Source organism: Methanolobus halotolerans (assembly GCF_004745425.1).
GTDB lineage: Archaea > Halobacteriota > Methanosarcinia > Methanosarcinales > Methanosarcinaceae > Methanolobus > Methanolobus halotolerans.
This window is the reverse complement of sequence record NZ_PGGK01000007.1, coordinates 134,372-151,939: the sequence shown is the minus strand read 5'-3', so window position 1 is coordinate 151,939 and position 17,568 is coordinate 134,372. Positions and strand designations below refer to the sequence as shown.

The following is a 17,568-nucleotide window of genomic DNA, read 5'->3' as shown; positions in this document are numbered from 1 at the left end:
TGACAAAGGTAAGGAAGATAGGTAAGAAAAAGCAGCCGGTTGAAGAATATCTGAAAATGCAGCGTCGTTTTAAGCACCTTTTTACAATGGAAGGTGGTGAGGAAGAGATTGCAAAGATACAGGCGATCGCTGACAAGAACATTGAAGAGTTTGGGTTGTAACCGGCCCGCTCTTTATTAATTTATTTTTATTTTATTCTGCAGTGGAAATAACAGGGTTTCTAAATAATCATTCCAAACAATATTCAGTGGTTATAACCATGGACCGGGAAATTCCCTTAGTACCCGACAACACCGCTAACTTCGAGCGCATCTTTGAACTTCTGAGAAAAGAATACCCCAACGCTGCACCAGCTCTGCATTTCAAGAATCCTCTTGAGCTGCTGGTAGCAACCATTCTCTCTGCCCAGTGCACGGATCGCCAGGTGAATCAGGTCACACAGAAACTATTCCGGGAATACAGGACAATCGAGGATTACGCCAGTGCGGATCTCACGGAATTCGGCAGGGATATATATTCCACCGGTTTCTATCACCAGAAAGCAAAGCACATTATAGCAAGTGCACATATCATGCTCACGGAGTTCGAAGGCCAGGTGCCCTACACCATGGAAGGCCTGCTCAGGCTTCCGGGGGTCGGCCGCAAGACAGCGAACATCGTGCTTTCAAGGGCCTTCGGCAAGATCGAGGGGATTGCAGTGGACACCCATGTAAAACGTCTTTCCCGGCGACTGGGTTTTACACAGGAAACGAACCCTGAAAAGATCGAGCAGGACCTTATGGCCATTGCAAAAAGAAAGGAGCTGGAAACCCTCTCTATGACGCTGATACTGCACGGACGCAAGGTCTGCGTGGCTCGTAAGCCCATGTGCGAGATGTGCGTGGTCAATGAACTATGTCCCTCAAGCAGGGTCTGAAAAATAAAGATTTACCATATTCTGAGACTTGTGATATAGCTTATTATTATTTTTCCATAGACTTGGCCCTCAAATCTTTCGGGAATTTCTCGATGGCATATCTCAGAGCAGTACGGGGCATAGTCTTCTTATTTTTCATGACGTAGTCGAATATCTCCTGCTGATGCTCCCTGCCCGCTTCCTTGAGCATCCAGCCGTACCCCTTCTGGACAAGGTCATCTTCATCCGTCAGCAGCATGTCAGCGATATCCAGCACATCCTCCAGGAAATCTCCCCTGCGGGAGGGCAGGATCAGGGTAACAGCAGCAGCACGCCTGTACCAGCGATTATCTGAAACCGTCCATTTCTTGAGCGACTCAATATATTGAGGGTATATGTCAATGAACGAACCTATCGTATGATTGCACAGGGTGTCACACTTTGCCCAGTTGTTGGCATAGTCCCCGACCCATCTCTCAAAAACAGTGAAATCCTCGGGCTCATACTTATCTCTCAGATAGTAGGACCATTCGAATGCGATGAATGATTCTTCCATGTAATCCGAACTGAGAAGGTCCTCACAGAGCGCGAATATCTCCGGCTTGCTCTTGTCAGATATTTTCTTGAAATAGTTCTTTGTCATTTTCCTGACGGCGGCGGTTTTTACGCCGTAGGACTTGATCTCTTCCTTGAAGAAACGAGTTGAGCTTGATTTTGTTTCTTCGTTGGAGTTTTGTTGGAGTTCTTGTCTGATATCGGAGATTATGTCATTCATAATTATATCCTAAGTTAAAATATAGATAATAATTTGTGCTCAGGAAAAACTAAAGCTCAACCATCATCCCGCAACCATACTCACCAGTCGGTCTCCTGAAAAACCCGAACTTCTCGTAGAAGCTCTCCATACCCTTTGCACACATCAGGGTTATGTAGGAATATTCCTGCACATTTTCTCTCAGGTATGACATTGTCCTCTCCATAAGTGTTTTGCCAATACCCTGTTTCTGGTATTCGGGCAGGACGATGACATCCGCGATGAAAAAAATGAAACTATCGTCTCCCACTATGCGAGACATGCCGATAATCCTGTCGTTCTCGATAGCACAGACGCAGTAGTTGGAATTGGTTAGGCTCTTCTCTATTGCTGTTTTGTTGGGGTAGGGCCAGTCTACGGACTTTCGCAGGTGGATGTATTCTTCAATAGAGGGGAGTTTTTCTTCGATGGTGTAGTTGGTCATGGATTTACAATACTTAGGCAATCATCATGAATCAAACTTCCCACTTGCCCCACTTAACAAAACTTCTCTTCAGTACAAACAATGCCACCGGAATCAGAATCACAGAAGCAATCACAAAGTGAAAGTTCAACTGTGCAAGGAAGATCATTCCCAGCACCACAGGACCGATGGCAAGTACATAGCCTGCAAAGGTACCGGCGTTGTATAGTGAAATGCTCGTGTTGAGCCCTGTAAGGTATACTGTCACCGAAACCATGTACATTGACACAGCAACGAACAAAAGAACAATATGAACTATATCAAACAGCCTGCCGGTGTAGACCGTAGTTATTATGATGATTGCAAGAGGGATTACGTTCAGCAATGAATAACTGTTAAGTTTGCTTCTCAAAATATCGGGCACAGTTAGCGGAAGGAAGGCATATGAGCTGAACATATCGAACTCCACCAGCCAGTTATACATAGAGGAGGCCATCATGCCTACGACTACTGCAAAGACCACGAGGATGTCCAGTCCGGGAACTAGTTTTAAGAGTTGTGGCAGGAACAACCAGATAAGTGCAACCGGTACCAGGAAAGAGAAGACTATTTTCCCGACACCCCCTTCACTGCGGCTGAGATCCAGGTATTCCTTTGCCACAAAATGAGAGTAACCGTAGAAACCCAGGCGAGCAGCGATTCCCTTGAACCTGTTCCTGTAATGCTTCTGGAATTGCGGATAATCCACTTTGAGGAAAATTATAGATATTATCGAAGGTACAAGTACAAGTCCAAGACAGATTATAAGCAGGTCAACGGACGGAGCGATATACATAGCAAGCGGAGGAAGTACATACAGCTTTTCAGGTCCGGTACCCTGGAAGAGAACCAGGAGCACTATCGATACAACGAAAATCAGGAAAAGCGCCTTCTTTCCCAGATTTGCATATACCGTCGACAGCAGGAAAACCAGTGACAAACCTGTACAGAAAGACAGGAATAACGTCATCAGGAGTATAAGAAAAGAGTAATGTATGTCTATAATGAACGCACCAGCCACGAATCCTGCAGTGAAGGGTAAGACATAAAGGAAAAAATAATAGATAACATCCTTAACAATGAAATTGGAAAAGATGAACCTTTCAGAGATTGGAAGTGTCCTTGAGGAATAGGCCAGCAGACTTGCCTGACTAAAACGCCTGTTCATGACCTCCCTTCCAAGCAGACCGAATCCTCCCACCATGGAACCCATAAAGAGAAGCAGGTAGTGCAGTCCCAGCAGCACATCCGCCTGGCTGATGATCCTTCCAAAAATCATCATGGAAAGCGAGAGCAGCATTGAAATTGCAACTATAACAACCGGGAAAAGGGCAAAACCCCTGTTTCCAAAGAATGAGGAGTGCATACGCCACTCTTCCTTCATCATGCTGTTAAAGAGTTCGAACATAACCGGCACCTCAGTTAACAAGTTCAAGGAAGAACTCTTCCAATGGCCTGCTGCCGATAGCAGAGTCATCCATCCTCCCTGAGAAGACCAGTTTCCCCTTGTAGATAATGCCAATATCAGTACATATTTCCCGGGCGATCTCCAGGATATGCGTGGATATGAAAACTGTGCCGCCCCTTTTCACATAATCCTGAAGGAAATCCTTCACCTTGCGCTGCATCAGCGGATCGAGGTTGATGAGAGGCTCATCGATTATCACAAGTTCGGGGTCATGGAGGAAAGCCTGTGCCAGCATGAGTTTCTGCCTGGTGCCTCTGGAAAGGTCCTTGCAGAGCACATCCTTCTGTCCCGCAAAGTCCAGATACGAGAACCACCATTCACATTGTTCTTCCAAGTTCTCCAGTTTCCTTATCTTAGCAACAAAGTACAGGTATTCCTCAGCTGTCAGAAAACTTGGTGGTGTTTCCTGCTCCGGAACGATGCCTGTAAGCTCCTTTACCGTCAAAGGATTGGCAAGCACATCAATACCGTGCACAGATATCTCACCTGCCGTGGGCCTGATCTGGCCTGTGAGCATCCTGATCATGGTTGTCTTTCCAGAGCCATTGGGACCCAGCAGGCCGAACAGGCCACCTTTTCTGACCTCGAGATTTACGCCATCTACGGCCATTGTATTGCCAAAGTGCTTCGAGAGATCTGTTACGATTATCACGGCATCTACCTCATATCACTTATTTAGTGTATTCTATATTGTGAAAAGTATAAAAAGATGAGGCAGATACAACGGACTTAAGTTGTGAGAAGTTTAACAGCCATCATTCTCAAACAACTGCTTTGCGAACTCCATCCGCTCTCCAAGACCCGGCCCCTCGAACTCCTCTGCAACCTTTTCCAGCAGGTCGGGTATCGGCAAGTTCTGAGGGCATGCATCCAGGCACTGGCCACACTGGGTACACTGAGATGCAAAGTTCGTGTCTGCTCCCCTGAGAATGCCTCCGAGCTTTGCGGCGTACATCATCATCAACCGGCCCTCATCGCCGAATATATGCAGGTTATTGTACATCTCGAAGCAGGCCGGGATATCAACACCTTCCGGGCATGGCATGCAGTATCTGCATTCAGTGCAGCTGAGCTTCATGAGCTCACGGTACTTCTCTGCAACCCTGTCCACAAGACGCATTTCTTTTTCGCTCAGGGAACCTGCAAGACCCTGCTCTGCAACCTTAAGGTTCTCTTGAACCTGGTAAGGCTCTGTCATACCTGAAAGCACTACCGTGACATCAGGATGGTTCCAGACCCAGCGCAATGCCCACTCTGCAGGACTGCGTTTTACATCGGCCTCGTCCCAAATATCCATTACTTCGGAAGGTACCGGGTCTGCCAGATTCCCACCTCTCAGGGGTTCCATGACCACAACACCAAGACCCCTGGATGCGGCATACTCAAGACCTCCCCTGCCTGCCTGGACATTCTCATCCAGGAAATTGTACTGGATCTGGCATACATCCCAGTCATAGGCATCAACTATAGGTTTGAAATCCTCGGGAGTGCCATGATAGGAAAAACCTGCATTGATAATACGCCCGTCTGATTTGGCTTTGTCCAAAAATTCCATGACACCAAGATCTCTGATATTTTCCCAGCTGCTCTCGACCAGGCTGTGTACCAGATAATAGTCAATATGATCGGTATTCAGTTTCTCAAGCTGGGCATTGAGGAACCTGTCCATGTCCTCAGGTTCTTTAACCATCCATTGTGGCTGCTTTGTGGCAAGTTTCACCTTTTCCCTGTAACCGTCTGCAAGTGCACGCGCAAGGAAAGGTTCACTTTCCCCCATGTGATAAGGCCATGCGGTATCCACATAGTTCACGCCATTGTCTATGGCATGCCGGACCATCTTCGTGGCCTTTTCCTCATCGATGCTTCCATTATCTTTCACTGGCAGACGCATGGCTCCAAAACCAAGTATTGAAAGCTCATCACCGTTCTTTGGCATTTTCCTGTATAACATTCTGGCCCTTCTTAGGTTTTCAATTGAATAAGATGATCTCACAAATGACTAGTAGTACTTATGTAATTATAAAAAATTACTTTCCAGCCAAATATACTTATTTCACCAACATTGTTATGAAATCCATAGGCTCCTTAGCATCCTCTATTCCATGGCTTTTGACATCTGTACGAACCTGTCTTCACACACACATTTCTCGATCATATGTGTTAAATATGCCTTGCATAGAGTTTTGTATAAATACTTTATGGCATCTTTGCAAAGGAAATATAAAGCAGCAAATAATTCAACTTTCTACATGCTTCCTAAAAAAGCCTCAGAAAACAAAACACCCCACTTGCCTGAGGATTATGATACCAAGATCTCATCTGTTCTTCCTTTTTACACATTCTTTCATCAGGAAACTATCAACCTTGTTAAGTCACTGCCATCACCCCCAAAGGTGTGGATGGACACGGGATGTGGTACAGGCTCACTTGTAAGCAAGGCAATCGGGCAGTTTTCCAACACAAGATTCCTTATGCTTGACCCCTCAGAGGGAATGCTGGAACAGGCAAGAGAGAAGCTGGCATCGTGTAGTACTGGGAGACTTGATTTTCTGAAAGCTTCACCAACACAGGAATTCTCACAGGAACTTGATGAGAGCCCGGACGTTATCACCGCTATCCAGTGCCACCATTACCTTGACCGTGATAACAGGGCAAGGGCCGTAAGGAAATGCTATGAACTTCTAAAAGATGGTGGCGTTTTAATCACCTTTGAGAATGTCAGCCCGCTTACTGAAGAAGGAATCTCTGTAGGAAAAAGATACTGGGGAGAGTTCCAGTCCAGACATGGCAGGACTGACGAAGAAATAGAGGTCCATCTTGAACGTTTTGGAACCGAATATTTCCCGATAACAATTGAAGAACATCTGGAACTATTGAGAAAAACAGGCTTCAGGACAGTGGAAATGTTCTGGTATTCCTATATGCAGGCTGGTTTTTACTGCATCAAGTAAATACTTTCCGAAATCTTAAATTCCATGCCGGACAACTTTCAATGGGAATGGGAAAAAGATTATATCCTGTTCTCTGAGGAGGATCGATTATGGGGGAAGCAAGTGAATTTCCACCGGGGTTCGAAGATGTGCTGAATTTCAGACTTTCAGATGCTCTTTTCGGAAGAAAGGCACGTCGTTTCTTTATGGGAGCATCCATACCTGACGGCTACTTCAAATATACGTCTAAACATGAAGCAATGCCATTGTCAGAAATAGAGCAGATGACATTGCTGACAGCAATGGGAGGAAACACAGGCTGGCAAAACCTTATCATGCGGGCGCAGCGGTATGCACCATATCTTTCAAACTATGCCGGTAGCGCCGGAAGCAGGACATTTCCATCGGCAGCCGGCTTCCATACAAGCGAACTGTTCTTTACGGACGACGATGGCGTCTACATCCTCAGGACAAGGGATGCGCCTGAAATGGCTCAAAGAAAGGACAGCGGTACATTCAATCCTGAAGAACTGCTGGAAGCGCATCGCAGCCGCATACATAAGATATATGATGGACGCCTGGAACTCCCCGCGCAGACACCTCATGTAGAGGCACACAATACCTGGGTCGTCAATCATCCGGGTACCACTCTGGTTATCCCGGCGGGAGATCTGGCACAGCATGTACTGGCAGGTATATGTTACTACGTGCAGAACGGAGTCTGCTTCTATGATGATGTGAACGGGGAAAAAATAGACGGAATCGAGCAGTTTTCAGATATTGTGGACACAGAGGAACCATATCCCATCACTTTCCTGGAGATGTGGTCTCTTTCTGAACTGACCGCAGAGCTCTCAACATCCTGTTATGCCGGGATGCTGATACTGCAGGCCATGGGACTTGGAGGATGGATGTTCAATGGGATCGACCCCTTCTCGGTACTTGGGGCAAGCGGGGACCCGCAAGTGAAGGGACTTGGATTCAGGTACGATACCGATGAGCGGTGGCCACTGCCAAACCCCACAGGAATAGATGGTGTTTTTGAAGCTTTTACACCGCCACACTATCGTGACATGCGCCATGCGGTGGATACGCTCATGGAGAGAAAATTCGGTACAGGAGGACCATTCAACCCTGAAACACCGGGCTACTACAAGGACACGCCGGGGGTCCGCAGCAGTGCACAGATTCCGGATGAGCATTTCCGGGAATGCGTCGCTCTACATGCCCAGTATATATATGATACCTTCGGTAAGTTTCCGGGTACCGTGCCCAGTATCTTTGTCATGCCCTACCTGCAGGCACAACACCTTGATCTGGAATTCTATGACAGGTTCTATGAAAAAGGGGCTTACCTGAAGACACATGCTGAACATATGCAACGGTGGCACCCGGACAGATGACATATATCATGCTCACAGTCTTTTTCAGGACGGGGTCAGACCCGATGCCTGCAGCAAGGTGAGAATATGGAAGATGAGACAAACAAAGACGGAAGCAATAATGTATCTGCAGGATCTGAGGATTTCGGGAACGTTCCTGTTATCCAGGCAGAAGATCCCGGCAAACTTGAACTGGATAAAGAAGGATATTTCATAATCGTGCCGAATCCTGAGAAAATGATGATAATGGCTAAACACTATTCCTACGACAAGGAACTGCTGAGACTCATTGAAGGCCGGGATGCGAAGTCTATCTACCGCACTATTATTAAATACGGATGGGCAAGCACACTTAACCATGCCGCCTACCTTGGCCAGGAACTTGTAAGAGCTGAGATCGCAATGAGAACAGGATTTGATTACATTCAGGGATAAGACAAAGTGAACTGATAACTAATATCTCAGCAGCGCACCCACCACATTATTTGAATCCAGGAAACCCTCCTTTTCCAGGAACTCCACCTCTGCACCTGTGCGCTGGGCAAGTTCGTAGAGTTCCTCCAGCACATTCACAGTCGATGTCGGTCCTCCGCACCTGTCACATTCCTCTGGTGGCCGGACATTTGCCTTCAGGTTCTGGCATCTCTCACATATCCAGCCCGGTACCGAAGAGCCTTTTAAGATCAAGAGCACGTTCACTCTTGCCTGTTCCAGGGCACTCCTGACATCTTCCACTCCGGCTACAGCCAGACCACCCTTTAATATCTCACTTTTGAGCTCCTTTGACCTTTTACGTGAGTTTGCAAGCTCTTCTTCCTGTAATGCAGCGTCACCCGCCTCGATGAGCTCATCCCTGGGTATATCCATTGGCACGTCAATGATGTCGAGTATCTTTGCTTGAATATCCTGCGGAAGTATTTGAATAAGCTGTTGTTTTGCATCCCCGGGTCCGGCAATGACCAGTCCCCTTATCTGTAACTGTTCACACGTGCCCTGAACATTTTCCACAACTTCTGAGAAGAATGATTTTATCGCATCTTTCCTCAGGCGATTGAAGCGCATCTGGCTCCAGCCTCCCTTTTTATGCTTGTTCATGAGATCTGTGGACAGATGTTCTTTCTCTTCTGCAAGGTCCGAGCGTATGCAAACAAATCTGGCCTCTCTTGAATCCACAAGAAGCACACCATAATCCTCGTAGTCCGCCCTCAGCCTGGCAAGGGGCAGCAAAAATGGTGATGTGTCAAGGACAAGGAATCTCTCCGGTTCAACAGCCAGCCTGTAAACATGCAGGAAGGATTCCGATGAGCATGCAAAGATGATCCGGCCTTTCTCACCGGAAACCGCAGATCCGAATATCAGGTCCTCTGCCATGTCAAAAGTAGTTCCGAATTCTTGCGAAAGGTCGGCAGACAGCACATTCTTTATCGCCTTTACCCTGGTATCCACGAAGATCCTGTTCAGATGCTCATTTTCCCTGCCGCCTACGGGCAGATAGACTGAAAGATAAACATCCTTTTCAGCATAGATCTCAGCAAGGGTCCTGATATCTATATCTGTTACAGGAACGGAACCATCGGGAATTATCCTCCGAAAAGACTCTTGAGGCTTCATGAGAAAGACTGATACTCCCTGATACTTAATACCTGGGATTAACAGAGTGCTTAAATGCCATTGTCAATATAGGGTGTATGGGATATGGAAAATTTTCACTTTTGAAGGACAGTAATCACTGATCTTTCTCTGGTGGAACCGGTTTGAAATGATACATAGCAAAACATATTTAAAATGGTTTTGTATTGTTAACAGCGTTAACTAAAATATTACTGAAGAAGCAGGGCAATAACATGGGCAATGGAACAGAAACGGAACTGAAAAAATGCACTATCCTCAGTTCTATTATCGATAACAAGTATCGTGCACAGATACCTGAAATTGTTGACAGGATCGCTAATAGCTGCTCTGACAAGAAATGTTTTGACCATGTGGATGCAGCGATAATACCCTCCAGGGAATCTATGATAGATATAATAGACCTGATAAAGGACGTGCTGTTTCCCGGTTATTTCGGGGACCAGACAGTTGACAGAAGCATTTTACCCTACCACATAGGTAATGAAGTAACAATACTTTTCGAGAGACTCTCAAAGCAAATTACCGACAGCATCATCCACGAATGCGGCAGATATGAGGAAAACTGTGCCGAATGCATCGAACGTGGCCAAGAGGAAACCCTCAAATTCCTGGAGAAGATCCCGTATATACGCTCAATGCTGGCATCGGATGTCATTGCAGCTTACGACGGGGACCCTGCGGCTAAAAGCTACGATGAGATCATCTTCAGTTATCCCGGAATATTTGCTATGACAGTTTACAGGTCTGCCCATGAGCTGCACAGGCAGGGAATATCGATAATCCCACGGATAATGACCGAACATGCTCACAGTCTTGTCGGAATCGATATCCACCCCGGCGCCAGGATCGGAGAAGGGTTCTTTATAGACCATGGGACAGGTGTTGTCATCGGTGAAACATGCAGGATAGGGAAGAATGTTCGTGTCTACCAGGGTGTTACACTGGGATCCCTGAGTTTCCCCAAGGATGAAACAGGAAATCTCATTCGCGGGGAGAAAAGGCATCCTACTATTGAAGATGATGTTATTGTCTATTCAAACGCCACAATCCTGGGAGGCGATACAGTCATCGGAGCGCGTTCAGTAATCGGCGGTAACGTGTGGCTGACCAGATCGGTCCCTCCTGACACCAAGGTTGTTATCGAGGAACCACATTTGATATTCAAGGAGAAGCACTAAAAGAGGGGAGCACAAGGTAATGAGCAAGATATACGAAGATATTACTAAAACCGTTGGTAAAACACCACTTGTAAACCTGAACAGGGTAACCGAAGGGTGCTATGCAACTGTGGTTGCAAAACTCGAATCCTTCAATCCTTTGAGTTCTGTAAAGGACCGTATAGCTCTGAGCATGATCGAAACCGCTGAAAAGGACGGACATATGAAACCTGATACGGTCGTTATCGAACCCACATCCGGCAATACCGGTATCGGCCTGGCATTTGTATGTGCAGCAAAAGGATACCGCCTGATCCTCACCATGCCTGATACAATGAGCATGGAAAGAAGAAAGATCATAAGAATGCTGGGTGCTGAAATCGTTCTTACGCCCGGTGGTAAAGGGATGCCTGGAGCCATAGAAGAAGCGGAGAAAATGGCAAAGGAGATGCCTGATTCCTTTTTACCGCACCAGTTCATGAACCCTGCAAATCCGGAGATCCATCGCCGCACAACTGCCGAAGAGATATGGAGCGACACCGGAGGAGATGTGGACATCCTGGTCGCCGGAGTAGGTACCGGAGGTACTATAACGGGAGTTGCCGAGATTATCAGATCCCGCAAACCTGAATTTAAGGCAGTTGCAGTGGAACCCGAGGAGTCTCCTGTACTTTCCGGCGGCAAACCCGGACCCCACAAGATACAGGGTATAGGTGCCGGTTTTGTGCCCAGGGTCCTGAACACTGATATCATAGATGAGGTAATCCGGGTAAAGAGCGAAGATGCTTTTGAGACTACCCGGATACTTGCCAGAAAAGAGGGAATCCTTGCGGGTATCTCGTGCGGTGCAGCCCTTCATGCGGCTCTGGAAGTTGCCAGAAGGAAGGAAAATAAAGGAAAACTTATTGTGGTTGTATTACCTGATACGGGTGAAAGGTACCTGAGCACACCGCTTGGAGATGTAGGTACTGAGACGAAAGCTGCATGACATTCAAAAAGCAGGATGTAAACTAAAAGAGTTAACCATAAGAACCCTCCGCCCTAAATACAAGCAATGCAACGCGTGATAATCCATGCTGATATGGACTACTTCTATGCTGCCATTGAGGAGCGTGAGGATCCTTCCCTTAAGGGTAAGGCAGTGGTTGTTTGTATGTACTCCAACCGCGGTGAGGAGGGCGGGGCCGTGAGCACATGCAACTATGTAGCAAGGGACGCAGGTATACGTTCCGCAATGCCATGCAGGCAGGCAAAGTCGCTTGATCCTGATGCCGTGTTCCTGCCGGTACGCAAGCATTTCTACGAAGAGGTCTCTGCAAGCGTAATGGAGATACTGCGTTCGAGCGCCGATAGTGAGGAAAGTTTTGAAAAGATAAGCATTGATGAGGCTTTCCTTGAAATCACCCGCTCCTCTGAATCTGATTTTGACAATGCCCGGGAAATAGGCATGAGGATTAAAGAAGAGGTGAAAGACCGGGAAAGGATTACCTGTTCTATAGGTATAGGTCCCAACAAGCTGATAGCCAAGATGGCATCCTCTTTCCAGAAACCTGATGGTATCACAGTTGTAAGACCGGAAGACATGGAGGATTTCCTCAGGCCCATGCCAGTGAATAAATTATGGGGCATCGGCAAGGTCACTGGTAATAAACTTGCAGAGATGGGGATCAAGACAATAGGGGACCTGGGTGAGCATGATATAATGGAACTTATCAGTGTTTTCGGGAAGAACAGGGGGACATGGCTTAAGCAGGCGGCTTCAGGTATTGATGCCACACCTGTACAAGAAAGGACAGCCTCCGACCAGATAGGCAGAATGGCCTCGCTCATGCATGATACCCGGGATGAGGAAATGATCTTCTCATTACTTGAAGAGCTTGCCGTAGATGTTCTATCCAGAGCAAGATCCCGCAAGGCCGGTTTCAGATCCGTGACCGTAACAGTTATTTTATCGGATTTTAAGATGTCTACAAAAAGCCGGACTTTCAGCCATCCTGTCTCCGACATGGAGTCCCTTCACGGGAGTGCAAAAGAGATAATGCAGCAATTCCTTGAAGAAACCACACTGAACTTCAGGCGCATCGGGGTAAGGGTAGGGAGCCTTCACGAGATGACAGGACAAAAAACCCTGTTCGACTTCTGAGGGAAAATTATGCCCGAACTGAACAATGATAAAAGAGATAACAGGCCGGGTGGAGACAACTGGAAAGCGGGACTTTACGACATCATCTTCGAGACCGATACACCTGCCGGAAGACATTTTGATATACTGCTGATCATAAGTATACTTCTGAGTGTCCTTGTGGTAATGATGGACAGTGTCAGTTTCATGAGAGCTGACTACGGCCGGACACTCTATAATATAGAATGGTTCTTCACGATCCTCTTCACAATCGAATATGCCCTCAGGCTTATATCCGTCAGAAGCAAGAGAAGATATGCTACGAGCCTTTTCGGGATAGTGGACCTGGTGGCGATCATACCCACCTACCTGAGCATCCTGCTCCCCGGCAGCCAGTTACTGCTTGTGGTCAGGATACTGAGAGTGCTACGCATATTCCGTGTGCTCAAGCTTGTAAAATACATGAGCGAAGCCGACCTGCTTATGAAGGCCATGCGTGCCAGCAGCAGGAAAATAACCGTTTTTCTTTTTACAGTCCTTGCACTTGTAACTATCATGGGCAGCCTTGTATATCTCATCGAAGGTGAGGAAAACGGTTTTACAAGTATACCTGTAAGCATCTACTGGGCTATTGTCACCATGACAACTGTAGGCTATGGGGATATAATACCTCAGACCTCCATTGGCAAAGCCCTGGCTTCCTTTGTAATGATACTCGGTTACAGTATCATAGCAGTACCCACAGGTATAGTGACATCTGAAATCAGTTTTGCTTCAATTGAAGAAAGGAAGAAACGTAGTCTGATGAAGAACTGTATAAAATGCGGAAACCCGGACCATGATGCTAATGCCAGCTTCTGCAAGCTTTGTGGTGCACAGCTCTGATATTTTAATGGCATATTCACTTTTTACTGGTATAACCACTTATATCCAAATCATCATTATTATCATTCATTTTTGCATGGATACGTATAAATAAGAGAACAGGATAAGTTTTTTCAGGTGCATGCAGGCTTTACGATTGTGCACCGTTGATATAGTCTGAAAAACACTTGCAAAAAGAGGGATCGATATATCAAGCTATGAAATGAAAAACGAAGAGGAAAAGAATTTCCAGCTTGATCTTTTAAGGAAGGTACTCGGGTCAGTCCAGGATCTTGTTGTAGTTATAGACAGGGACCTGAGGATTGTGACAAGCAACTGGAAGAACTGTGATTCTATTGCTTCCATTGAAAAGCAGGGAAACCCTTACTGTTATAGCTGTCTTATGAAGCGCAGCACCCCCTGTGAACCATGTCGTTTGCTTGAGGTCTTTACGACCGGCCACTGCAAAAGATTTGAAATTGAAGATCCTCTAGACGGAAAGACAAAGCTCATCGAATTGTCTCCTATTTTTGATGATAATAATCGTGTATCTATGGTCGTGCGCCATTCAAAGGATATCACCGAGCGCAAGGATGTGGAGAAGAACCTGAAAATGAGGGAGCGACAACATGCAGCAGTTGCAAAACTAGGTCAGCAGGGACTGTCCGGAGTGGAACTTGATCTGCTTATGAAGGAATCCGTTAAACTTGTTGCACAGACCCTGGATGTGGAATATTGCAGGATTATGAAGCAGGAAGAGGACGGAGACTTTGTGATGCTGGCAGGGTTTGGCTGGGAAGGCAAAGAAGAAAAGGCAGAAGACCTCGGGGGAGAAGAAAATGACAACGGTCAGAACATACTCTGTTATACCCTGTATAAAGGAGAAGCTTCCGTTGTCGAGGACAGGGATACAAAGGACAAATTCAGCGGTTATTCATTACTCCGGGATCACGGCCAGGTGAGCGGGATGGATGTACTGATCGGCCGCATGGATAAGCCCTTCGGGACCATGAGCGTTCATACGAACCAGAAACGGATGTTCACAGAGGACGACATACATTTTGTCCAGTCCGTGGCCAATGTACTTGCAGAATCGATCAGTCGCAGGAAAAATGAGGACAGGCTGGAAAAATACGCACAGGAACTCGAGGCCACTACCGAACTTAAAGTTCTTTTCACTGATATCCTAACCCATGACCTTCTCAATCCTGCGAACATCATACGCGGATTCACCGAGGAACTCATTATCCTTGAGGATGATCAGAGCAAGCAGAAGCTGCTTAATAAAGTGCACAAGAACAATGAAAAGCTCATTGAAATGATGGAATCAGCTGCAAAGTTCATAAAACTGGAGTCGGTGAGAGATATTATATTCGAAGAGCAGGATATTGTGCCCATACTGGAAAAGACAATAAGGAATTTCAGGGACTGTATTGATAAAAAGGATATAGATCTTGTATTCGATCCGGTATGCAGCTGCAGGGTAATGGCAAGCCCTCTTATCGAAGAGATCTTTATAAATCTGCTCAGTAATGCCATCAAATACAGTCCTGAAAAGGGAAAGATCATCATCAGTTCTACTTGCCCTGAAGACGAATGCAGGGTACAGATCACGGACTTTGGTCCCGGTATCAGTGACAGGGACAAGCCACAGATATTCGAGAGATTCAGACAGGCTGATAAAGGCAGTGTCAAAGGAAGCGGTCTTGGCCTTGCGATCGTAAAAAGGATTGTTGACCTTCACATGGGAAGAGTCGGAATCGATGACAACCCGCTTGGCAGCGGAAGTATATTCTGGGTCAGTTTAAAAAAGGCCAAGTGATTCTTTTCCGGGATATGCCCCAAAGAGTTTTTATCCCACGCTGTCCAAAATACATATGGGTTATAAGATTGCGGTTTTAGAAATATTAAAATCCGTGGGGTATTAAAGTGGAAGACAGCAGGATATCATATCACGATTCAGTGCGCACTGTTTACAAACGAATAAAGGAAGACGGCATGACAAATGTCTGGGACCGTTATGAGAGCCAGGGAATGGGGGGTGACCCCGACAGGAGATGTGCCTTTTGTCAGGCGGGCGTACGCTGTGACCTGTGTTCCAACGGGCCTTGCCGTGCCAACGCAGCAAAGGACAAGAGAGGTGTCTGCGGAATCACTGCGGACGGAATGGCAATGCGCATGATGATGCTGCGCAATGTTATGGGCGCATCCACCTACCAATACCATACGGAGCAGACTATAAAGACACTAAGGGCAACTGCAATGGGAGATACTCCATTTGAGATCCGTGAGGAAGGTAAACTGCGCACCTTTGCAGACAGGCTGGGGATCGATACCAGTGGCAGTACAAACGATGTGGCCCTGAGACTTTGTGACTTTGTTGAAAACGATTTTGACAGGGAATACGCAAAGCCAAGTAAAATAGTCGAGTTGCTTGCACCGCAGGAACGACAGAATTTATGGAAAGAACTCAATATCTTTCCCGACGGGATCCATTCCGAGATGATGCGTGCCACCAGTTCCTGCCTGACCAATGTGGACGGTGACTATGTCAGCCTGACGCTCAAAGCAATGAAACTCGGGATCGCAATGGCTTACCAGAGCCAGATAGTCAATGAATACTGCCAGGATATGATATATGGTATCCCCAGACCGCATAATATGCGTGTTGACCTGGGAGTGCTGGACCCGGATTATATCAACATTCTCCCAAACGGCCATGAACCCTTCCTGGGATTTGCTCTGGTGCAGCTGGCAAGAGAGCAGGAATGGCAGGATAAGGCAAAAGAGATAGGAGCAAAGGGGCTGAGGATCATTGCCAACATCGAGACCGGACAGGAAATGATCCAGAGATGGGAGATGGATGACGTAATGTATGGCTTCACCGGGAACTGGATAATGCAGGAAGCGGTGCTTGCAAGCGGTTCTGTTGATGTGTTCGTATCCGACATGAACTGCTCCATGCCAATAGACCCTCTGTATGCTGAAAAATATAAATTCAAACTAATACCTGTAAGCGATCTGATCTCTTTTGAGGGTGTAACAGAGCGAATTAACTATGTTCCAGAGAAAGCCCGTGAGCAGGCCAGCAGACTTCTTCAGATGGGGATCGATAATTTCAAGGAGCGCAGGGAATCCGTTAAGCCTGTTACCGGGCTGCCGATGAGTGAAGCAGTGGTAGGTTTTTCCACGGAAAGCATACTTGATGCGCTGGGCGGGAAACTCGATCCTCTGCTAGATGCTGTCAAGGACGGGACATTAAAGGGAATGGCAGGCATGGTGTCCTGCACCACACTCAGGGATTTCGGACACGATAACCACACCGTCGATATAGTGAAGGAACTGATAAAGCGCGACGTACTCGTGCTTTCCATGGGATGCGGCAACGGCGCCGTACAGGTCGCAGGACTGTGCAACCCGGAAGCAAAGGAATTTGCCGGCCCTGGTCTGAAAAGTATTTGCGAGGCGCTTGGCATTCCTCCTGTACTTAGTTACGGGACCTGTACCGATACCGGCAGACTTGCAGACATGCTCGCCGCAGTATCCGGGGGGCTTGGAGGAGTACCGTTACCCGATCTTCCGGTTGTTGCGACAGCTCCTGAATATATGGAGCAGAAAGCAACTATTGATGCCGTTTTTGCCCTTGCCCTGGGTCTTTATACACATGTGAACCCTGTGCCGACTGTGACCGGGGCTCCGAACCTTGTAAAATTGCTGACAGAAGACTGCAAGGACATCACCGGCGGACTGCTTAATGTGGAAACAGATACTGTGAAAGCAGTTGACTTGATGATGGAACACATCGAAAGCAAACGTGAAAAGCTGGGAATCTGATAGTTCATGGCTTCCGCTGCTGGCAGGC

The 17,568-nt window shown here is 46.9% G+C and carries 16 protein-coding genes and 1 pseudogene; 11 read left to right on the top strand and 6 right to left on the bottom strand.

What is annotated here, in order from left to right; all coding sequences use genetic code 11:
- Positions 1 to 161: pseudogene (locus CUN85_RS13375) on the top strand (pyruvate ferredoxin oxidoreductase); the annotation flags it as partial.
- A gap of 98 nt (positions 162 to 259) precedes the next feature.
- Positions 260 to 916, top strand: coding sequence for an endonuclease III (gene nth / locus CUN85_RS08300; RefSeq protein WP_135389854.1), 657 nt, complete (start codon positions 260 to 262; stop codon positions 914 to 916).
- Between the two features lie 46 nt (positions 917 to 962).
- Here the strand turns inward: nth and CUN85_RS08295 are convergent, their stop codons facing one another.
- From CUN85_RS08295 to CUN85_RS08275, 5 genes are all read right to left on the bottom strand, one after another.
- Positions 963 to 1,670 (bottom strand): DNA alkylation repair protein, encoded by a 708-nt coding sequence (locus CUN85_RS08295; RefSeq protein ID WP_135389853.1) that lies wholly within the window; start codon positions 1,668 to 1,670, stop codon positions 963 to 965.
- 49 nt (positions 1,671 to 1,719) lie between these two features.
- Positions 1,720 to 2,133 carry a GNAT family N-acetyltransferase gene (locus CUN85_RS08290; RefSeq protein WP_135389852.1) on the bottom strand — a complete coding sequence of 138 codons (414 nt, stop codon included), beginning with the start codon at positions 2,131 to 2,133 and terminating at the stop codon, positions 1,720 to 1,722.
- A gap of 31 nt (positions 2,134 to 2,164) precedes the next feature.
- A complete protein-coding gene (locus CUN85_RS08285) occupies positions 2,165 to 3,559 on the bottom strand; it encodes a hypothetical protein (protein WP_135389851.1) in 1,395 nt (464 codons plus the stop codon).
- 10 nt (positions 3,560 to 3,569) lie between these two features.
- Positions 3,570 to 4,271, bottom strand: coding sequence for an ABC transporter ATP-binding protein (locus CUN85_RS08280; protein WP_135389850.1), 702 nt, complete (start codon positions 4,269 to 4,271; stop codon positions 3,570 to 3,572).
- Positions 4,272 to 4,364: 93 nt separating this feature from the next.
- Positions 4,365 to 5,570 carry an aldo/keto reductase gene (locus CUN85_RS08275; RefSeq protein ID WP_135389849.1) on the bottom strand — a complete coding sequence of 402 codons (1,206 nt, stop codon included), beginning with the start codon at positions 5,568 to 5,570 and terminating at the stop codon, positions 4,365 to 4,367.
- A gap of 298 nt (positions 5,571 to 5,868) precedes the next feature.
- On the opposite strand from CUN85_RS08275, the gene CUN85_RS08265 reads away from it, so the two are divergent.
- The 3 genes from CUN85_RS08265 to CUN85_RS08255 all read left to right on the top strand — a co-directional run bounded on the left by CUN85_RS08265 (position 5,869) and on the right by CUN85_RS08255 (position 8,366).
- Positions 5,869 to 6,570 (top strand): class I SAM-dependent methyltransferase, encoded by a 702-nt coding sequence (locus tag CUN85_RS08265; RefSeq protein ID WP_135389848.1) that lies wholly within the window; start codon positions 5,869 to 5,871, stop codon positions 6,568 to 6,570.
- 89 nt (positions 6,571 to 6,659) lie between these two features.
- Complete coding sequence (locus CUN85_RS08260) at positions 6,660 to 7,952, top strand: hypothetical protein (RefSeq protein WP_135389847.1); 1,293 nt, start codon at positions 6,660 to 6,662, stop codon at positions 7,950 to 7,952.
- Between the two features lie 66 nt (positions 7,953 to 8,018).
- Complete coding sequence (locus CUN85_RS08255; RefSeq protein WP_135389846.1) at positions 8,019 to 8,366, top strand: DUF4346 domain-containing protein; 348 nt, start codon at positions 8,019 to 8,021, stop codon at positions 8,364 to 8,366.
- Between the two features lie 18 nt (positions 8,367 to 8,384).
- Here CUN85_RS08255 and CUN85_RS08250 read toward each other — a convergent pair whose 3' ends face one another.
- Positions 8,385 to 9,542, bottom strand: a complete 1,158-nt coding sequence (locus tag CUN85_RS08250) for a baeRF10 domain-containing protein (RefSeq protein WP_135389845.1) — start codon at positions 9,540 to 9,542, stop codon at positions 8,385 to 8,387.
- 233 nt (positions 9,543 to 9,775) lie between these two features.
- Here CUN85_RS08250 and CUN85_RS08245 point away from each other — a divergent pair, with 233 nt between their 5' ends.
- The 6 genes from CUN85_RS08245 (at position 9,776) to cooS (ending at position 17,540) form a co-directional block, all read left to right on the top strand.
- Positions 9,776 to 10,741, top strand: coding sequence for a serine O-acetyltransferase (locus CUN85_RS08245; protein ID WP_135389844.1), 966 nt, complete (start codon positions 9,776 to 9,778; stop codon positions 10,739 to 10,741).
- A 19-nt stretch (positions 10,742 to 10,760) separates the two neighbouring features.
- Complete coding sequence (cysK, locus tag CUN85_RS08240) at positions 10,761 to 11,708, top strand: cysteine synthase A (RefSeq protein ID WP_135389843.1); 948 nt, start codon at positions 10,761 to 10,763, stop codon at positions 11,706 to 11,708.
- Between the two features lie 66 nt (positions 11,709 to 11,774).
- Complete coding sequence (dinB, locus tag CUN85_RS08235; protein ID WP_135389842.1) at positions 11,775 to 12,863, top strand: DNA polymerase IV; 1,089 nt, start codon at positions 11,775 to 11,777, stop codon at positions 12,861 to 12,863.
- Positions 12,864 to 12,872: 9 nt separating this feature from the next.
- Positions 12,873 to 13,727 carry an ion transporter gene (locus tag CUN85_RS08230; RefSeq protein ID WP_135389841.1) on the top strand — a complete coding sequence of 285 codons (855 nt, stop codon included), beginning with the start codon at positions 12,873 to 12,875 and terminating at the stop codon, positions 13,725 to 13,727.
- Positions 13,728 to 13,929: 202 nt separating this feature from the next.
- A complete protein-coding gene (locus tag CUN85_RS08225) occupies positions 13,930 to 15,528 on the top strand; it encodes a sensor histidine kinase (RefSeq protein ID WP_135389840.1) in 1,599 nt (532 codons plus the stop codon).
- Between the two features lie 107 nt (positions 15,529 to 15,635).
- Positions 15,636 to 17,540: an anaerobic carbon-monoxide dehydrogenase catalytic subunit gene (gene cooS / locus CUN85_RS08220; RefSeq protein WP_135389839.1), complete on the top strand. Its 1,905-nt coding sequence runs from the start codon at positions 15,636 to 15,638 to the stop codon at positions 17,538 to 17,540.
- Positions 17,541 to 17,568 lie beyond the last annotated feature (28 nt).

What these genes read in the sequence shown, in the direction of transcription:
- cysK (WP_135389843.1), top strand. Translation starts at nt 10,761, where the DNA reads ATGAGCAAGATATACGAAGATATTACTAAAACCGTTGGTAAAACACCA.
- nth (WP_135389854.1), top strand. Translation starts at nt 260, where the DNA reads ATGGACCGGGAAATTCCCTTAGTACCCGACAACACCGCTAACTTCGAG.
- CUN85_RS08290 (WP_135389852.1), bottom strand. Translation starts at nt 2,133, where the DNA reads ATGACCAACTACACCATCGAAGAAAAACTCCCCTCTATTGAAGAATAC.
- CUN85_RS08260 (WP_135389847.1), top strand. Translation starts at nt 6,660, where the DNA reads ATGGGGGAAGCAAGTGAATTTCCACCGGGGTTCGAAGATGTGCTGAAT.
- CUN85_RS08250 (WP_135389845.1), bottom strand. Translation starts at nt 9,542, where the DNA reads ATGAAGCCTCAAGAGTCTTTTCGGAGGATAATTCCCGATGGTTCCGTT.
- CUN85_RS08255 (WP_135389846.1), top strand. Translation starts at nt 8,019, where the DNA reads ATGGAAGATGAGACAAACAAAGACGGAAGCAATAATGTATCTGCAGGA.
- CUN85_RS08295 (WP_135389853.1), bottom strand. Translation starts at nt 1,670, where the DNA reads ATGAATGACATAATCTCCGATATCAGACAAGAACTCCAACAAAACTCC.
- CUN85_RS08265 (WP_135389848.1), top strand. Translation starts at nt 5,869, where the DNA reads ATGCTTCCTAAAAAAGCCTCAGAAAACAAAACACCCCACTTGCCTGAG.
- CUN85_RS08285 (WP_135389851.1), bottom strand. Translation starts at nt 3,559, where the DNA reads ATGTTCGAACTCTTTAACAGCATGATGAAGGAAGAGTGGCGTATGCAC.
- CUN85_RS08230 (WP_135389841.1), top strand. Translation starts at nt 12,873, where the DNA reads ATGCCCGAACTGAACAATGATAAAAGAGATAACAGGCCGGGTGGAGAC.
- CUN85_RS08275 (WP_135389849.1), bottom strand. Translation starts at nt 5,570, where the DNA reads ATGTTATACAGGAAAATGCCAAAGAACGGTGATGAGCTTTCAATACTT.
- dinB (WP_135389842.1), top strand. Translation starts at nt 11,775, where the DNA reads ATGCAACGCGTGATAATCCATGCTGATATGGACTACTTCTATGCTGCC.
- CUN85_RS08245 (WP_135389844.1), top strand. Translation starts at nt 9,776, where the DNA reads ATGGGCAATGGAACAGAAACGGAACTGAAAAAATGCACTATCCTCAGT.
- CUN85_RS08225 (WP_135389840.1), top strand. Translation starts at nt 13,930, where the DNA reads ATGAAAAACGAAGAGGAAAAGAATTTCCAGCTTGATCTTTTAAGGAAG.